This window comes from Chitinispirillales bacterium ANBcel5, from assembly GCA_029688955.1.
GTDB lineage: Bacteria > Fibrobacterota > Chitinivibrionia > Chitinivibrionales > Chitinispirillaceae > Cellulosispirillum > Cellulosispirillum alkaliphilum.
On sequence record JARUKZ010000021.1, the window covers coordinates 31,306 to 48,272 of the forward strand.

Annotated in this window: 12 protein-coding genes; 8 read left to right on the forward strand and 4 right to left on the reverse strand. The window is 41.5% G+C overall.

Features of this window, described 5'->3' with window-relative positions; all coding sequences use genetic code 11:
• Nucleotides 1-195 precede the first annotated feature (195 nt).
• From recF to gyrA, 5 genes are all read left to right on the forward strand, one after another.
• A complete protein-coding gene (gene recF, locus QA601_11990) occupies nt 196-1,290 on the forward strand; it encodes a DNA replication and repair protein RecF (protein MDG5815802.1) in 1,095 nt (364 codons plus the stop codon).
• Nucleotides 1,287-1,580 carry a DUF721 domain-containing protein gene (locus QA601_11995; GenBank protein ID MDG5815803.1) on the forward strand — a complete coding sequence of 98 codons (294 nt, stop codon included), beginning with the start codon at nt 1,287-1,289 and terminating at the stop codon, nt 1,578-1,580. Before recF ends, QA601_11995 begins: the two co-directional genes overlap by 4 nt.
• A gap of 70 nt (nt 1,581-1,650) precedes the next feature.
• The gene (gyrB, locus tag QA601_12000) at nt 1,651-3,570 is read left to right on the forward strand and encodes a DNA topoisomerase (ATP-hydrolyzing) subunit B (protein ID MDG5815804.1); all 1,920 of its coding nucleotides are present in this window, start codon (nt 1,651-1,653) and stop codon (nt 3,568-3,570) included.
• A gap of 30 nt (nt 3,571-3,600) precedes the next feature.
• A complete protein-coding gene (surE, locus tag QA601_12005; protein MDG5815805.1) occupies nt 3,601-4,389 on the forward strand; it encodes a 5'/3'-nucleotidase SurE in 789 nt (262 codons plus the stop codon).
• An 11-nt stretch (nt 4,390-4,400) separates the two neighbouring features.
• The gene (gene gyrA / locus QA601_12010; protein MDG5815806.1) at nt 4,401-6,962 is read left to right on the forward strand and encodes a DNA gyrase subunit A; all 2,562 of its coding nucleotides are present in this window, start codon (nt 4,401-4,403) and stop codon (nt 6,960-6,962) included.
• 88 nt (nt 6,963-7,050) lie between these two features.
• Here gyrA and QA601_12015 read toward each other — a convergent pair whose 3' ends face one another.
• Nucleotides 7,051-7,899 (reverse strand): RNA polymerase sigma factor RpoD/SigA, encoded by an 849-nt coding sequence (locus QA601_12015; GenBank protein MDG5815807.1) that lies wholly within the window; start codon nt 7,897-7,899, stop codon nt 7,051-7,053.
• A gap of 549 nt (nt 7,900-8,448) precedes the next feature.
• Here QA601_12015 and clpB point away from each other — a divergent pair.
• Nucleotides 8,449-11,034 carry an ATP-dependent chaperone ClpB gene (gene clpB, locus QA601_12020; protein ID MDG5815808.1) on the forward strand — a complete coding sequence of 862 codons (2,586 nt, stop codon included), beginning with the start codon at nt 8,449-8,451 and terminating at the stop codon, nt 11,032-11,034.
• A 108-nt stretch (nt 11,035-11,142) separates the two neighbouring features.
• The gene (locus QA601_12025) at nt 11,143-11,427 is read left to right on the forward strand and encodes a hypothetical protein (GenBank protein MDG5815809.1); all 285 of its coding nucleotides are present in this window, start codon (nt 11,143-11,145) and stop codon (nt 11,425-11,427) included.
• A 7-nt stretch (nt 11,428-11,434) separates the two neighbouring features.
• On the opposite strand, the gene QA601_12030 is transcribed toward QA601_12025, so the two are convergent.
• Complete coding sequence (locus tag QA601_12030) at nt 11,435-12,511, reverse strand: hypothetical protein (protein ID MDG5815810.1); 1,077 nt, start codon at nt 12,509-12,511, stop codon at nt 11,435-11,437.
• Nucleotides 12,495-13,262 (reverse strand): HD domain-containing protein, encoded by a 768-nt coding sequence (locus QA601_12035; GenBank protein MDG5815811.1) that lies wholly within the window; start codon nt 13,260-13,262, stop codon nt 12,495-12,497. Before QA601_12035 ends, QA601_12030 begins: the two co-directional genes overlap by 17 nt.
• A 125-nt stretch (nt 13,263-13,387) precedes the next feature.
• Here QA601_12035 and QA601_12040 point away from each other — a divergent pair, with 125 nt between their 5' ends.
• The gene (locus tag QA601_12040) at nt 13,388-14,263 is read left to right on the forward strand and encodes a M23 family metallopeptidase (protein ID MDG5815812.1); all 876 of its coding nucleotides are present in this window, start codon (nt 13,388-13,390) and stop codon (nt 14,261-14,263) included.
• 22 nt (nt 14,264-14,285) lie between these two features.
• Here the strand turns inward: QA601_12040 and mutS are convergent, their stop codons facing one another.
• Complete coding sequence (mutS, locus tag QA601_12045) at nt 14,286-16,967, reverse strand: DNA mismatch repair protein MutS (GenBank protein MDG5815813.1); 2,682 nt, start codon at nt 16,965-16,967, stop codon at nt 14,286-14,288.

Genomic DNA, 16,967 nt, shown 5'->3' on the forward strand with positions numbered 1-16,967 from the left:
CAAATATCGGGCCCATGACAGGTGGTGTTAGAATGATAAAGAAAGCCCGGGGCATTTAAAAGATCCTTTCAACGGGCATAAAGTCATCCCCGGGGACCACCCCAAAAACACTCACCCTCAATCCAAACTAAAACCAAAACAATTTCCTACCTTATCCGTAATACCTATTCATTATATATAGTATATTATCTCTCTATGCATTTAAGTTACTTAAGACTAAATAACTTCAGAAACTATCCCTTTCTGGAATTAGAGATACCTCAAACAGGAGCCCTTCTGGAAGGGCCAAATGGCGCAGGAAAAACTAATCTCCTAGAAAGTATACATCTGTTATGCATCGGAAAATCCCAAAGAAAAGCAAAGCGTAGCGCTATGATCAAACACGGGCAAAATGAAGCTTTCATAGAAGGGGTATTCCAGTATCCAGATTCAGACTCAGTTAAGGCTTCTCTGGGCTTTGGACGTGATAAAAGAGTCTCTATGATCATTAATGAGTGTACTGTTAACAGCTTCTCGCAGTGGTTTGGTCAAAGGCCTGTTATTTCGTTTGGAATTAATGATCTGGAAATAGCATATGGCGCACCTGAAAACAGGCGCAGATTTATTGATATGCTGATCTCACAGCTCGACAGGGACTACTTTCAGGCCCTTGGGATCTACAAACACTCTATGCTTTGCAGAAACAGCCTGATGAGAGAAACAACCGATCCTATTCAGTATGAAATTTACGAGCAAAGGATGGCTGAGAGTGCAGCCGTAATGGTTTTTAAACGTAAGGAAATAGTAGATCAGCTAAATGAATTGGTGTGCTCTTTTTACAGGGAAATTAGTGATGATAAAGAGTGTGCGGAGCTTATATATCAACCTTCTGCAGGTAGCGAATATAGTAGAATAGATGAGTGGAAAAATGTATTTTATGAGGCTCTGGCAGCGCGCAGGAAAAAGGATATAGAGGCAGGGTTTACCTGCACAGGGCCTCATAGAGATGAACTGGTATTTCTCCTTGATAAAAAAGTTGCCAAAGTATTTGGATCACAGGGACAATGTCGCTCCTTTGTTCTCTCGCTGAAGCTTGGTTCTATACTTTTAATAGAGCGTTACAGAAATCAGGGGATGATTTTTCTAATAGATGATGCACTGTCAGAACTTGATAACAAGAGAACTTCTAGAGTTTACCCGCTCTTAGAGGATAAGGGGCAGGTCTTCATTGCAACACCTTCACTTGATGTCCCTCTCAATGGTCCGGTTTTACACTGTAGGGTTTGTGATGGAAAGGTTAGTGTGCAGTGAAAAAAAGAAAAGAACTGGAACAACTGGGAAATATTCTTGGTTCTTTTTTAAAAGAAAAAGGGTATGCTACTATATGCGCAGAGTATGATGTTGTGGCGAGGTGGAATAGTATTGTTGGTGAACGCATAGCGGCCCAAACTGAATGCTGCCGCGCAGAAGAAGGTAAATTATATGTTAAAGTATCCTGTGCTGCCTGGAGACAGGAGCTTACATATATGAAAAAAAATCTTATTAAAACAATCCGGAAAGATACCGGATGCAAAACAATTTGCGATATAATTTTCTATTAAGTGGGGATTATCGACTTACAGCCATTAGTATGGCACTGTCTGTTTTATCCTGTAACGGAGAAAAAATAGTATGAATGAACAGCAATACACCGCTAACAGTATAAAGACCCTAAAGGGTTTGGAAGCGGTTCGTAAACGTCCGGCTATGTACATTGGAAGCACAGGTTCTCCGGGGCTTCATCACCTTGTATATGAAGTGGTGGATAACTCTATTGATGAAGCATTGGCTGGACACTGCACAAAGATAGATGTAGCTATCCATAAAGATAACTCAATCACTGTCTCTGATGATGGTCGTGGTATCCCGGTTGATTATCATGAAGAAGAACAAATGTCTGCATTACAGCTTGTAATGACTACGTTACATGCGGGAGGAAAATTTGACAACTCCTCATATAAAGTCTCAGGCGGACTCCATGGTGTTGGTGTTTCATGCGTTAATGCGCTTTCGACTTATCTGAAGGTGAATGTATACCGCGAAGGAAAAAAACACTACCTGGAATTCAATAAAGGGGTTCCGCTGGGTGATGTACAAATGCTTGGTACTACAGAAAAACAAGGCACAGAGGTTACGTTTCTTCCAGACCCAGATGTCTTTGAAACCGTTGAATATAGCTTTGATATACTCTCAAAAAGGCTTCGGGAATTAGCCTTTTTAAATAAAGGGATAACTATAACCATAACTGATGAAAGAACGGAAGGAAAATTTCACGAATTCTGTTACCCTGGAGGACTTTCTTCATTTATACTTTATCTGGATGAAAATAAAACACCACTGCATGCTGACCCAATCTGTTTTTCGCAGAATAAAGAAGGGGTTGAAGTTGAAATTGCAATGCAGTACAATGATTCCTATAATGAAAACCTGTTTACGTTTGCCAATAACATAAATACTGTTGATGGTGGAACACATCTTTCAGGTTTTAAAAAAGGACTTACCCGTTCGATAAACTCCTATATTTCAAAAAATAATCTATTGAAAAATAACAAGGTGGAAATAAAGGGAGATGATCTCCGAGAAGGCCTAACTGCTGTAGTAAGTGTTAAACTGTCCAATCCGCAGTTTGAAGGGCAGACCAAAGCTAAACTTGGAAATTCTGAGATAATGAGTATCGTTGAGTCCTCAGTTGTTGAGATGCTTGGAGACTTCCTTGAAGAAAACCCTTCAACTTCTAAAAAGATAGTAGAAAAATGCATCAATTCGGCGATTGCAAGGGAAGCTGCAAGGAAAGCCAGATTGCTTGCAAGACGGAAAACTGTTATGGATGGCGGCGGTCTTCCCGGTAAGCTGGCTGACTGCTCGGAGCATGATCCTGATAAATGCGAGCTGTTTTTGGTTGAGGGTGACAGTGCGGGTGGAAGTGCTAAGATGGGCAGAGATCGTACTTTTCAGGCTATCTTACCTCTAAAGGGAAAAATTCTAAATGTCGAAAAAGCACGAATAGATAAAGTAATATCCCACGAAGAAATTCAAATCATAGTTCAGGCTCTGGGAACTGGGTTTGGCTCCTCTGACAGTGAAGAGGAAGGATTCAACCTTTCTAAATTACGCTACAGTAAGATAATTATTATGACTGATGCTGATGTGGATGGATCGCATATCAGAACCCTGCTGCTTACTTTTCTTTTCCGTCATATGCCTGGACTCGTTGAAAACGGTAACGTTTATATCGCTCAACCACCACTTTATAAACTAAAGGCTGGTAAGGAAGAGAGATATGTTTTTAATGACGAACAAAGAGATGAAGTGCTTAAAGAATGGGCCGGCCGAAAAATAGGTATTCAGCGTTATAAGGGTCTTGGTGAAATGAACCCGGATCAGCTTGCAGAAACAACTATGAATCCTGAATCCAGAAGAATGCTTCAGGTTAAACTAGAAGATGTAGTTGAGGCTGATAGAATTTTTACTATGCTTATGGGTGAAGAGGTTGAGCCCAGAAGGCGCTTTATCGAAGATAACGCAAAAAAGGTTAAAAACCTTGATGTCTAAAATTGTTTTATTCAGGGTGGAAAATTACTAATGAAAAATGTGCTACTTACAAATGATGACGGATATTTTGCTCCCGGTATCAGAGCTCTTCAAGAAGAATTGAGAGCTCACTACAATGTTGTAGTAGTTGCTCCCGAAAAGGAGCAAAGCGGAGTAGGGCATGCCTTCACATTCCATAACCCTCTTCATTACAGAAAATTTGGTGAAGAAGAAGGTGCGGAGGGGTTTTCTGTAAGTGGGTCACCGGCTGACTGTGTCAAATTTTCATTAAGTTATCTGCTTTCTTCAAAACCAGATATCATTGTCTCAGGAATGAATATTGGAGAAAATTCCGGTCTCTCTGCCTTCTATTCAGGCACCGTTGCAGCTGCACGGGAAGGTGCATTTTGGGGAATACCAAGCTTTGCCTTCTCTTTGTGTTCGCAAGCCAAAGAGTATGCTAAAGAGTATGCTAAAATGGTACCTTCAATAATAAACAAAGTATTAGATTCAGAACACCAGCAAATACCTTTGGATACAAAGGTGTTTTATAATGTGAATTTCCCCCCTTGCTCCCCGACTGAGATTAAGGGGACAAGGGTAACTTACCAGAGTATGGCTTTCTTTGATGACAGGTATGAAAAAGTTGAAGTCCTGACTCATCATACCAAAGAAGGTTATATGATTTATGGAGAAAAAAAGGATATCGAAACCTGGAATACCTATGACTCCAGGGCTCTTATGAATAAATATATCACTATTACACCTCTAACTTTCGATTCAACAGCACATTGGTCCATGCCACATTTGCGCTGGCTCGAAGATTCCGGAAGTAAATAAAGGGAAGAGTAATGAACGAAAATGAAAAAATACTGCCGGTCTTTATTGAAGATGAGATGCAGAAGTCTTACCTTGATTATTCCATGAGTATGATAACATCCCGTGCATTACCAGATGTAAGGGATGGACTTAAACCGGTTCACAGGCGTGTGTTGTTTGGTATGGATGAACTTGGTGTCCACCATAACAGGCAACCCAAAAAGTGTGCTCGTGTTGTTGGTGATGTAATTGGTAAATATCACCCTCATGGAGATACCGCTGTCTATGATTCTTTGGTTCGAATGGCACAAGATTTCTCAATGCGCTACAAAATGGTTAATGGGCAGGGTAACTTTGGATCAATAGATGGAGACCCCCCAGCGGCAATGCGTTATACAGAATGTCGTATGGAAGCAATTGCAGAGGAAATGCTGGCAGATCTTGATAAGGAAACGGTCGGTTTTGTGTCAAACTATGATGACTCCCTTAAAGAACCCTCTGTTCTTCCGTCAAAAGTACCTTTCCTGTTAGTTAATGGTACAACAGGTATTGCCGTTGGGATGGCTACCAATATGGCACCTCATAACCTTAATGAAGTCGTTGATGCGATAAATCTTGTTATCGATGATCCTGAAACACCCATTGATGATATCTTTAAGGTGCTCCCGGGTCCGGATTTTCCCACAGGGGGAGTTATCTATGGCAGAAGTGGTATCTATCAGGCATATCGCACCGGAAGAGGTAAAGTAGTAATCAGGGCTAAAGCTCAGGTTGATAAAAAACCAAATGACAGAGAAGAGATTATTATATCAGAAATTCCCTATATGGTTAATAAGTCCAATCTGCTTGAAAAAATGGCAGATTTAGTGCGACAAAAAACTATCCCGGGGATATCGTTCATCAGAGACGAATCTGACAGAAGAGGTTTGAGAATCGTCGTTGGTGTTAAAAAGGACGATTATGCAGATGTAGTGCTCAATCAACTCTATAAATACACCAATCTCCAGACTACTTTTGGAATTATAAATCTGGCGCTTGTCGATCTTCAACCTAAGCTTCTAAACATAAAAGAGATGATATCACACTTTATCGAACATCGCCATGATGTGGTGGTAAAGCGTACGCAGTACGATCTCAATAAAGCAAAGGATAAAGCTCATATCCTTGAAGGCTTACGTATAGCGCTCGATCATATAGATGAGATTGTGGCATTGATTCGAGCATCATCATCCCCGGATGAAGCACAGCGTAAACTTCAGGAACAGTTTGGTTTAAGTGAAGCGCAGGCCAAAGCGATCCTTGACATGAGGCTTCATCGACTTACAAGTCTTGAAAGAGACAAAATTGAGCAAGAATATCAACAGCTGCTTAAACTTATCTCTGAACTCACCGAGATACTTGAAGATAAGGGTAAGCGTATGCAGATAATAAAAGATGAGCTTAAAGAACTCAAACAACGTTTCGGAGACCCAAGAAAAACAGAGATAAGTGATGCTACCAGTGACGTAGACATTGAAGATCTTATTGCAGAAGAAGACATGGTCATTACCATGACTCACGAGGGATACATAAAACGAACAGCGATAACCACCTACAGAGCTCAGGCAAGGGGAGGAAAAGGGGTAAAGGGTATGGAATCCAAAGAAAATGATTTCATATCAACTCTGTTTGTTGCATCTACTCATGCCTACATCCTCTTCTTTACTAACACTGGAAGGTGCTACTGGCTTAAAGTGTATAAAATGCCTGAAGCAGGGAGGAATTCAAGAGGCAAGCCTATTGTTAACCTGATCAATTTAAGGCCGGAAGAAAAAATTGCAGCATTCGTTCCGGTAAGAGAATTTGATGATAACCATTTTATTATTGCAGCTACAAAGATGGGTGTTATTAATAAGCAACCACTCTCGTCCTATTCTAACGTACGCAGAGATGGAGTCAATGCTATTAATCTCGATGAAGGGGATGCACTTATCGAATGTAGCCTGACATCTGGTGATAATGATATAATCCTGGGAACTAAAAATGGTCAGGCGGTAAGGTTTAACGAAAATGCCGCAAGGGTATTGGGAAGGAACACAAGAGGTGTAAAAGGGATTACTCTAAGAAATGATGATTTTGTGGTTGGAATGATTATTGTTAGTGAAGATCACAACGTACTTACAGTGACCAAAAAAGGTTTCGGTAAGTGTACTAAAGTTGCCGATTACAGAAGAACTAATCGTGGCGGTACGGGTATCATAAATATCAAAGTTAGTGAAAAAAATGGCCCGGTAGTTTCCCTTAAAGGCGTGCAGGGAGAGTATGACCTGATGATCATCACCAGGAAAGGTATAATAATACGCCTGGATGTTAATAAGATATCCATCATTGGACGTAATACCCAGGGAGTAAAACTCATTAGCCTCGATCAGGGTGATGAAGTGATAGATGTAGAGCTCTGTGAAAAGAGTGAAGATCAGGTATCAGAAACTCCACTCGAAACAGCATCTGAGGATCTGGACGAAAGTAACGAACAGTCAAACGTGGATAATCAGGAACACTCAGAGAATGATGAAAACTCCAAAGGAGATGAAAATCAGGATACTCATGAGTAATCTGTAAAAACAGTGACATTATACTAATAAAAAAGCCCGACGCAAAGTTCGGGCTTTTTTTATTAGCTTTGAAACAGAAAAACTGGTTTCAGGTACGATAGGAAAGCAACCTCTTACTTCGTGAAGAATGTTTTAATCTTCTTAATGCCTTTTCCTTTATTTGACGTGCTCTTTCTCGGGTCAGGTTAAACCTTTGACCGATCTCTTCTAAGGTATGGGACGTTTCTTCACCAATACCAAAATAAAGCCGAACAACTTCTTTTTCGCGTTCGGTAAGGGTTTCAAGTGTTTTGGTTATTTCGTTATGAAGCGACACATCCATCAGGCTATCGTCAGGACGTTCCTGATCGCCGTCCTGAAGTAAATCCATGAGCTTGGAATCTTCACCATACTGAAGAGGGGCATCCAGAGACATATGGCTGTTTCCGATTTTTATCGTTTCCTGCACCTCATTTTCATCAATCTGAAGTTCACTGGCTATCTCTTCAACATTGGGAAGACGTCGGTACTTTTGTTCTAGTTTGCTTTGGGTTTTGCCGATTTTGTGGATAGTACCCACTCTGTTTAAAGGGAGTTTAATGATACGGGACTGTTCAGCAAGTGCCTGCAAAATAGCCTGTCTTATCCACCACACGGCATAAGAGATAAATTTAAAATTCTTCTTCTCATCAAAACGTTTTGCTGCTCGTATTAAACCAAGGTTACCTTCATTGATAAGATCACTCAACGGAAGTCCCTGATTTTGATAGTTACGGGCAACACTCACAACAAATCTAAGGTTGGCCTTTACTAATACTTCAAGGGCTCGACGGTCCCCCTTACGTATTTTTACGGCCAGCTTCGATTCCTCCTCAAGGGAAAGACTATTGTTTTTCCCTATTTCTTTAAGATACAGAGCCAATGAGCCTTCGTCGGGCAGAAATTGAGTCTTTTCCATATTTCTTAACACACCTCTTCTGTTATTTTCCCAATCTGCAACTGCAAAAGTGCTTAAATATAGAAGATTGATCTACTCTTTGCAATGCAGATGGGTTAATCCCATTATACATCTAAAGCTTTGTTGCTTTCAATTTTTTGGTTACCTTTTAATCTTCGACAGCCAATAAGAATTGAGTCACTTCCTCTTAAGGTAATACTACTTATTCGGTTATCTGTCTAAGGGCGAAATGGAAATAAGTGAAACAACATACACACATCGAGGATATTTGGGACATTTTTTGGTTTATGAGTTCAATTTAAATGTGATTTAAATCGATTTGATGTGTGTAATAATTTATGAATGTTAAATTAAATAAAATGGATTGTACAATCAAGACCAAAGTTACACTGTTTGGTTTTAGAGCACCTCCCGTTCGGTTTTAAAACACTAAAACGCAAAAAAAACGTTGCACATCTCTCCTGGTAGCCTCTAAATCCATTCAAAAAAATGTTGGTATAGGCTTTGCACTGTTTGCAGCTCCAAACAACCGAATACAGGAGAAAATGTATGGATATTGAAAAATTTACCCGAAAATCACAGGAGGCACTAAGCAGTGCCAATCAGTTAGCTGTAACGTTAAATCATCAGGAAATTCTACCCCTGCACCTTATGCTTGCACTCATACGCCAGGATAATGGTTTGATACCTTCACTTATTAAAAAGCTTTCTGTTTCAGTTGAACAAACAGATCAAACGGTGAGCGATTTGCTCAAAAAACATCCGGCTGTAACTGGGCAGGGGCTCCAAACATATACCTCACGAGCATTAAGTGTGGTATTGGCTGAAGCACAGAAAATTTCGACTAAAATGAAGGATGAGTATATAAGTGTCGAACACCTGTTTTTAGCGTGCCTGGAAAAAGATACAGAATGTAAACTTCTTGCATCAAAACAGGGGCTTACCATTGATGCAGTGCAGAAGGCTTTAAAGGAAGTAAGGGGATTTCAGCGAGTCACCTCCTCAGATCCGGAGAGCACATTTGAGGCACTCGAGAAGTATGCCAGAAATCTAACAGAACTGGCCAAAAAAGGGAAGATCGATCCTGTAATTGGCAGAGATGAAGAGATAAGAAGAATCGTTCAAATTCTTTCAAGGCGTACCAAAAACAATCCAGTTTTAATTGGTGATCCTGGAGTGGGTAAAACTGCCATAGTCGAAGGACTGGCCTTAAGGATAGTAAGAGGGGATATACCCGAAGGGCTTAAAAACAAGGAAGTCGTCTCGCTTGATCTGGGGGCGCTTGTTGCGGGTGCAAAGTTTAGAGGCGAATTTGAAGAGCGGCTTAAAGCAGTACTGAAAGAGGTAGTGGAAAGTGGAAGTATAATCCTTTTTATAGATGAGCTGCATACAGTGGTGGGCGCCGGGGCTGCTGAAGGGGCAATGGATGCTGGTAATATGCTTAAACCAATGCTTGCAAGAGGTGAGCTGCATGCCATAGGAGCAACTACTCTTGATGAGTACAGAAAAAACATAGAAAAAGACAAGGCACTTGAGCGCAGATTTCAGACTGTTTTGGTAAACCAGCCCACTGTTGAAGATACCATTTCGATATTGCGCGGTTTAAGGGAACGGTACGAAGTTCATCACGGGGTAAGGATTAAAGACAGCGCTCTTATTGCTGCTGCAACACTTTCTGATAAGTATATCACCGAGCGCTTTTTGCCCGATAAGGCCATCGATCTTATCGATGAAGCAGCTGCGAAATTGAGAACAGAAATGGATAGCCGACCTACAGAGCTGGATGAAATACTTCGCAAACAGATGAGACTGGAAATTGAAATCGAGGGACTTAAGAAGGAAAAGGATCGCTCTTCAGAGGAGAAAATTTCAAGGTTACAGGCTCAGTTAGCCGAGATGAGGGAGGTCTCCGGTGAACTGAAAGCACGGTGGGAAGCTGAGAAAGAAGGAGTAGCTCGTCTGCAGAAATTAAGAGAGCAAATAGAGGCCGCTAAAGTAGATCTTGAAAGGGCTGAAAGGGAATACGATCTTAGCCGTGCAGCTCAACTACGCCACGGCGACATCCCAAATCTTGAAAGAGAGCTTAACGATACAGAGTCTGAGATAAAGAAGAGCAAAGGAGTTACTCAACTGCTCAGGGAAGAGGTAACTGAGGAGGATATTGCAGGAATTATTAGTAACTGGACTCATATACCTGTAAGCAGGCTTGTGCAGGGGGAACGGGAAAAACTTCTGCAGCTCTCAGAGCACCTTCACCAAAGAGTGGTAGGGCAAAATGAGGCGGTTGAAGCCGTTTCAGATGCAGTCTTACGAGCAAGAGCCGGGTTAAAAGATCCCGATCGTCCCATAGGAAGCTTTATTTTCCTGGGGCCAACAGGGGTGGGTAAAACTGAGTTGGCCCGTTCACTTGCATTTAATCTTTTTGATGATGAAAGAGCGATGGTAAGAATGGATATGTCCGAATATATGGAAAAATTTGCTGTGTCTCGTCTGGTAGGAGCGCCGCCGGGATACGTGGGGTATGAAGAAGGAGGGCAGCTTACAGAGCTCGTTCGCAGAAGACCCTATTCGGTTATACTGTTCGATGAAATTGAGAAAGCACATCCTGATGTTTTCAATATATTGCTGCAGATTCTTGATGATGGCAGGATAACAGACAGTCAGGGAAGAGTAGTCAATTTTAAAAATACGATAATAATCATGACCTCCAATATCGCCTCTCAGCTTATAACTGAATACGATGGTGGTGATTATGAAGCATTGCGAAAGCATGTAATTGGGGATTTGAAAAAATATTTCAGACCCGAATTTCTGAACCGTGTGGATGAAACAGTCGTTTTTCATCAGCTGGGCAAAGAGCATATAAAGCAGATCGCCTCTATTCAGATGCAACGGTTTGCACAAAGGCTAGCCTCGATCAATATCGCTCTAGAGTATGATGAAGGATCAAAGGATTTAATTGCTCAGAAAGGGTACGATCCTGTTTATGGGGCAAGGCCTCTGAAGCGAGTGGTACAAAAAGAGGTTGAAACACCCGTATCAAAAATGATAATCGCCGGAGAGTTAAAAGAGGGGCAGACACTTTCAATCAAAGGCTGGAAAGATGGCCTTCAAATGGAGGCAGGAAACCGGTGAAAGAAGAAAACGGGTGTAGTTAATTACAATGCTATTTGCAATACAGGGCGAAATCATTTAATTTAATAAAACTGCCAATTTCTAACACTTATAATGCGGAGTCAAATTATGGCCTCTAAGGTTGAAGACCTTACAATTAACTATGAGGAAGATGGCGTTCTTGTCGTTAAAGAGTTAGACAAATCCATACTGTCCAAAGGATCATGGGCGACTGTTCTTTTTAGGTATAAACAGTGGGAAAAGGCCAAAAATGATTATGGACCGGATCGCTTCTCAATACGTCGATATCGGAAAATTGATGACGAGTATCGTCAGCAGGGTAAATTCAATATTTCAAGTAAAGATCAGGCTTCAAAACTGATCGAAGCTCTTCAGAAATGGATTGAAGATTAAGATTTTCCTACGAGAGGGGAAAGGTTTTTAAACCAAACCTTTCCTCAAGCTCTCTGCACTCTTTTTCAGTAGGACAAAAACATGCCAGTTTGTGTTCTGGTATACCTTTTAGCAGGAAGTCACCACAAAATCTGTATTCCTGCTCACGCTTCCAGTCTCCTTTAATGCTGCTGTTTAAATATTTCCAGCGTTCATTTTTGTGCAGCTCTTTGCCGTACGTTTGGTACTTCACAGCACAAATTCCCAGTTTTTCCCCGAAGGTGCGCTCAACCCCTATGCCATAGGGTTCAAAAGACATCTCTCTGTACCGTTTTCGCCAGCGCATAAGAGAGCTAAACTGTGAAGGAGAACTGCTTGTGAAAGAAACACAACTAAAGGGTTTTGGCATATGACGTTTTGATGAAACAATCTTTCCACTGAGGATAATATTCTTTAATGTCTCAAATGCACAGCGGGGGTAGTGTTCATTATTTATTATATCGTTATAATAATCTATTAGCTTTTCAGTTGGCCAGGCAGATTTAAAACTTCTGGTCCAGTGAATGAAATACCTCCCTCTGAAGGACTCCGGGAGTTCCTGTAAGTGATAGCTTTTCAAACCTTTACGTTCGTTTTTAGGGTAACCTGTAAAAAAACGCCAATCGACTTTTTTCTTGTCGGTATTTAAAAGCAGTTTTTCAAAGGAGCCCTCAGGGCGAATCGAAAGTGGTAACAAAAGATCTGCCGATTCCACTGCGAATCTATCCCGAAGCTTTAAAAACTCTGTTGCTTTAATTGTTTGAGAAACAGGGATAAATTCTGTTAATTGTTCACTCAGGTCAAATTGAAAGCGAATCTGCATGGATTTATCGGTAAAGCTTTTCTTGTCACTTTCCGGAACTAACACTTTCATAGGAAGAGAGTATTGTCTGCCAAGAGCAGTTAAAAGTTCCCAGGTCTGCATTCCCGTAGAGGTTATTAGCGTGTAGCCACCATCTTTTAAAAACGAAACAGCCTTTTGGGCAGTGCTAACCCATGCAGTCTTTTTGTTGGGATAGAGAGGTTGTCTTGAAATCAGGCAAACAGCACTACCTGCAGCACTCATTTACATACTCGGTGGCTAAGTTGCAGATCGTACTGATTTCTTCCTCTGGGGGAAGAAAGCTTTGCAGTTTTTTGATGTAATTTCTTTTTTGTATTACCTTAAAAGAGTGGGGGAAATTTATATCATAAACCCATCCAATAAGAAGAAGTTTGAAGTCATTGACACTTTCAAGTGATTTTATTGAAGATAATTTGCGACTCTTAATCGATTCTACAACTTTTTTTGAGTAAGAGGGGGTATCGGGTAAATTAAGCTCAATAGCTTTTTTTTGTTTTGCATCCGGTTTTTTGAAATAGTCGATAACTACTTTCCAGATATCGATTTTATCTGCATCTCTCAGCATTTTCGAGAGCCTTAAGCACTCTTCACTATCAGGCAGAGTTGCTCTGTTATGGTAGGATATAGCCATAAGTATCTGCTTGCGGACATCTGGATTGAAACGATCGAGTGCAGATGAAGCTTTAATAACATTAACACCAACTTCTGCATGATTCACCGATTTTATATCAAGAAAAGTACGATATTTTTTGTACTGCTCAAATCTGCCAACGTCATGTAATAGCCCTGCAGCTGCACAGATGGCTATTTCGCTCTCCGGGAGTTTTAGTGAATCGGCCAGCTTTCTCATCTCATGAGAAACCCTAAGGCAGTGCTCCTGTTTAAGCACCAGAGGCGCTTCAATAGAGGGGTTAGAATTAATAAAGGAGGTCGTGTAGTCATCAAACCAGATATGTTCTTTTTTCTCTGTCATAGAAACTTCTCAAATTAAATAAGTGGTCTTAGAATTGCTTTATTAAGGTCTTCCCTAAAAGGGATCGCTTGAGTTTAGGACTTAATGAAAGATAATACATAACTGGTCTTCAAATTCAGGATTTTATGAAAAGAAACTACTGGACATTTTTCCTTATCTCTTCTGATAAATCAGCCTGTAAGCGAATAGCAACCAGTTCTTTTTTACGATTTTGTGTTCTTTTTATTCTTATACTCTCTATCAGTGGTTATATCCGCATGGGATATTTGGCATGGATGTATCATTACCAGACACATGTATCAAAATACGAAGTTGATAGACACCTCAGGCTTGTTAAAAAAGATGAGATACTTACAACATGGCTTCGAAAGATGGTGTGTAATCTTGAATATGACGATCGGGTTACTGAAATACTGGATCAGAGCACAACTCACAGGGTGAAGAATAAAATCATACCTGTTCACAATCGGTATACTCCTGATTTGGAAAACACTTTTGGTAACTATTGTAGTAATTCTATGACCGTAGATTCATTGCCCTATGGGTACAGAGACACGATATCCATTACCATACAGAGTGAAAAGTCACCCTATCTACCATCCATTGTTCCTGCAATGGGAACTATTACATCATTTTTTGGTAAAAGGAGTGATCCTCTGGTTAGCAGTAGTTCATTTCACAATGGAATTGATATAGCTAGCAGTGTGGGGACTCCAGTACGAGCAACGGCTAAGGGTGATGTGATCTTTTCGGGCTATTTTGGTACATTTGGTAAGACGGTTATGATCGAGCATAAACAGAGCGGTTATAAAACCCTCTATGCTCATCTTCACAGGACATCAGTAAAAAAGGGCGATGGAGTGAAAAAGGGAGAGCAGATTGGGCTGATGGGATCAACGGGAAGAAGTACCGGACCTCACCTTCACTATGAAGTTCACTTTCAGGGGAACATTGTTGATCCGCTTGAATTTATGCTCCCCAGGGATGTGATTGTAGACTGAGTTCTCCCTCTCAGGGTTGTTTTTACACCTCAGAGTTAGACTTGGCTTTTAGCTCAGAAAGGATGTTTAAGGCATCAAGAGGCGTGAGTCCGTTAATATCCAGAGAGTGTAGCGTTGCCATTATTTCAGCTGTATGGGTATCCATAAGATTAAGCTGCACCCCATCATCGAAAAGATCAGTCTGCTCAGAGGAGTTTTCGGGTTCATCTTTGGTTCTTTTTCTCGCCAGAATAGGCTTATGGTCAGGCGTAAGTTCCATATTTTCAAGATTGGTTAATATCTCTCTGGCCCGGTTAATAACTACCTGTGGAACGCCTGCAAGTCTTGCAACCTGAATGCCGTAAGAGTGATCACAGGAGCCATTTTCGATCTTGCGCAGAAAGATAATTTTATCGTTCCACTCTTTAACTCTGATGTGGAGGTTTTTAATTCTGCTGTAAAGAAGAGGCATCTCGGTGAGCTCATGGTAGTGGGTGGCAAAAAGTGTTCTGCCTCGTCGTGAATCGGTTTCATGCAGAAATTCAGCTACCGCCCAGGCTATACTTATGCCATCAAAGGTAGAGGTACCCCGACCGACCTCATCGAGAATAATAAGGCTTCTGTTGGTGGTGTTGTTTAATATATTTGCCACTTCTATCATTTCGACTAAAAATGTACTTTGACCACGGGCCAGACGATCTGATGCACCGACCCGGGTGAAAAACTTATCGACTACACCAATCTGAGCATGCTGTGCAGGAACAAATGACCCCAGCTGTGCCATGATTGTAATCAGTGCATTCTGACGAAGATAGGTTGATTTACCAGCCATATTGGGCCCGGTAATAAGAAGAAGCTGTGATTCGCCCGAAATGATTTCTGTATCGTTGGGGACAAACTGCTCAGAATCGTTCATCCGCTCTACCACCGGATGGCGCCCTTCTTTTATGATTATATCACAATCGTTGGTAATAACCGGTCGCGTGTAGGCATAATCTGCGGCAATTCTTGCAAGCGATACATACACATCCAGGGTTGCAAGAGCTGATGCGGCCTTTTGGATACGTTCACAATGGGTTGAAACCTCTTTTCTAAGCGAGGTAAAAACTTCAAACTCAAGAGCATTAAGTTTTTCCTGTGCTCCAAGCACTTTTGCTTCCATATCCTTAAGCTCAGGAGTAATGAAGCGCTCTCCGTTGACCAGTGTCTGTTTTCTGATATAGTTATCCGGCACAAGCTCTTTATTGGCCTTTGAAACCTCTATATAATAACCAAATACCTTATTGTACCCGACCTTAAGAGAGGATATTTTGGTTCTTTGGCGCTCTGTTTCCTGAAGGGAAGCGATCCACTGTTTACCGTTAAGTGATGCATCCCGTATCTCATCAAGTTGCTCATTTATTCCCTTTTTTATTATTCCACCCTCTTTGACCGACAGAGGTGGGTTTTCCTCTATAGTTGAGCTGATAAGCTTGGAGATGGTTGCAAAGCCGTGGAGTTTAGAGCAGATAAGTGCCATTTGCTCTACGGGTGACTGTTCCAGTACCTTTATAAGTGATGGTAACACATCAAAGGACTGAGCAAGAGAAAGAAGGTCCCGTGCATTTGCCCGCTCAAACATAACCCGGCTTATGAGGCGCTCAAGATCGCATATACGTTTAAGCAGAAGCTCTGTTTCTGATCTGACATAGATATCGTTTTTGAGCCATTCGACACAATCCAGACGACCGTTTATGGCATTTAAATCCTGCAGAGGATGAGTGATCCAGGTTCTGAGCAGTCGCGCTCCCATTGCAGTTCCAGTGCGATCCAGTACTGAGACCAGAGTGGTATCTTTATCATCGGTTTGCATGGGCTTGAGCAGCTCAAGGTTTCTGATTGTACTGGGATCAAGCTCTGCATACTGACTCAGGGCTCTGGGCTTGAGAGAGGAGATATGTTTGAGATCGCTTTTTTTCTGCTCTTTTAGATAGGAAAGCAACGCTCCGGCAGCACATACTCCTTCATTGAACCCTTCGAGTCCCATAGCCTGAACGGAAGCAATATTGAAATGAGAACAAATCGCTTCATTGGCACTTTCAAAGGAGAATTTCCAGGAGTCGAATTTTGAAATCAGGCACCTTTTATAACTTTGAGCCACACACTGTGGTATGGAAACGTCGTTAGCGTCGGATAACAGCAGTTCACTTGGATCTATTCTTACTATTTCATACTCAAGTTCGCCAGTATCGATCTCCTCCACTTCATACAGTCCGGTAGAGAGATCACAGATTGCCACACCCGTTTTTTGTTCTGAGCTAAAAAGAGAGAGAATGTAATTATTTGCGCGCTCTTCGATAAAGTTATCTTCAGTGGCAGTACCTGCGGTGATCACCTCAACGACATCACGTTTTACAATGCCTTTTGCAGCCTTGGGGTCTTCGGTTTGCTCACAAACGGCGATCTTGTAGCCTGCTCTGACCAGGCGGTTTGCGTACCGATCGAGGGCATGGTAGGGAAAACCGGCAAGGGGGGTACTTTGTGCACCGCCATGGTTACGGCTGGTTAGAGTGAGCCCAAGTACATTGGCGGCGATCTTGGCGTCCTCAAAGAAAAGTTCGTAAAAATCACCCATGCGGTAGAGCAGAATTGTGTCGGGATTGCGCTCTTTAATTTCCAAATACTGACGCATGAGGGGGGTAAGATCATTAGATGGTGCAGAATATGAAGTGGTAGATTTTTTCAT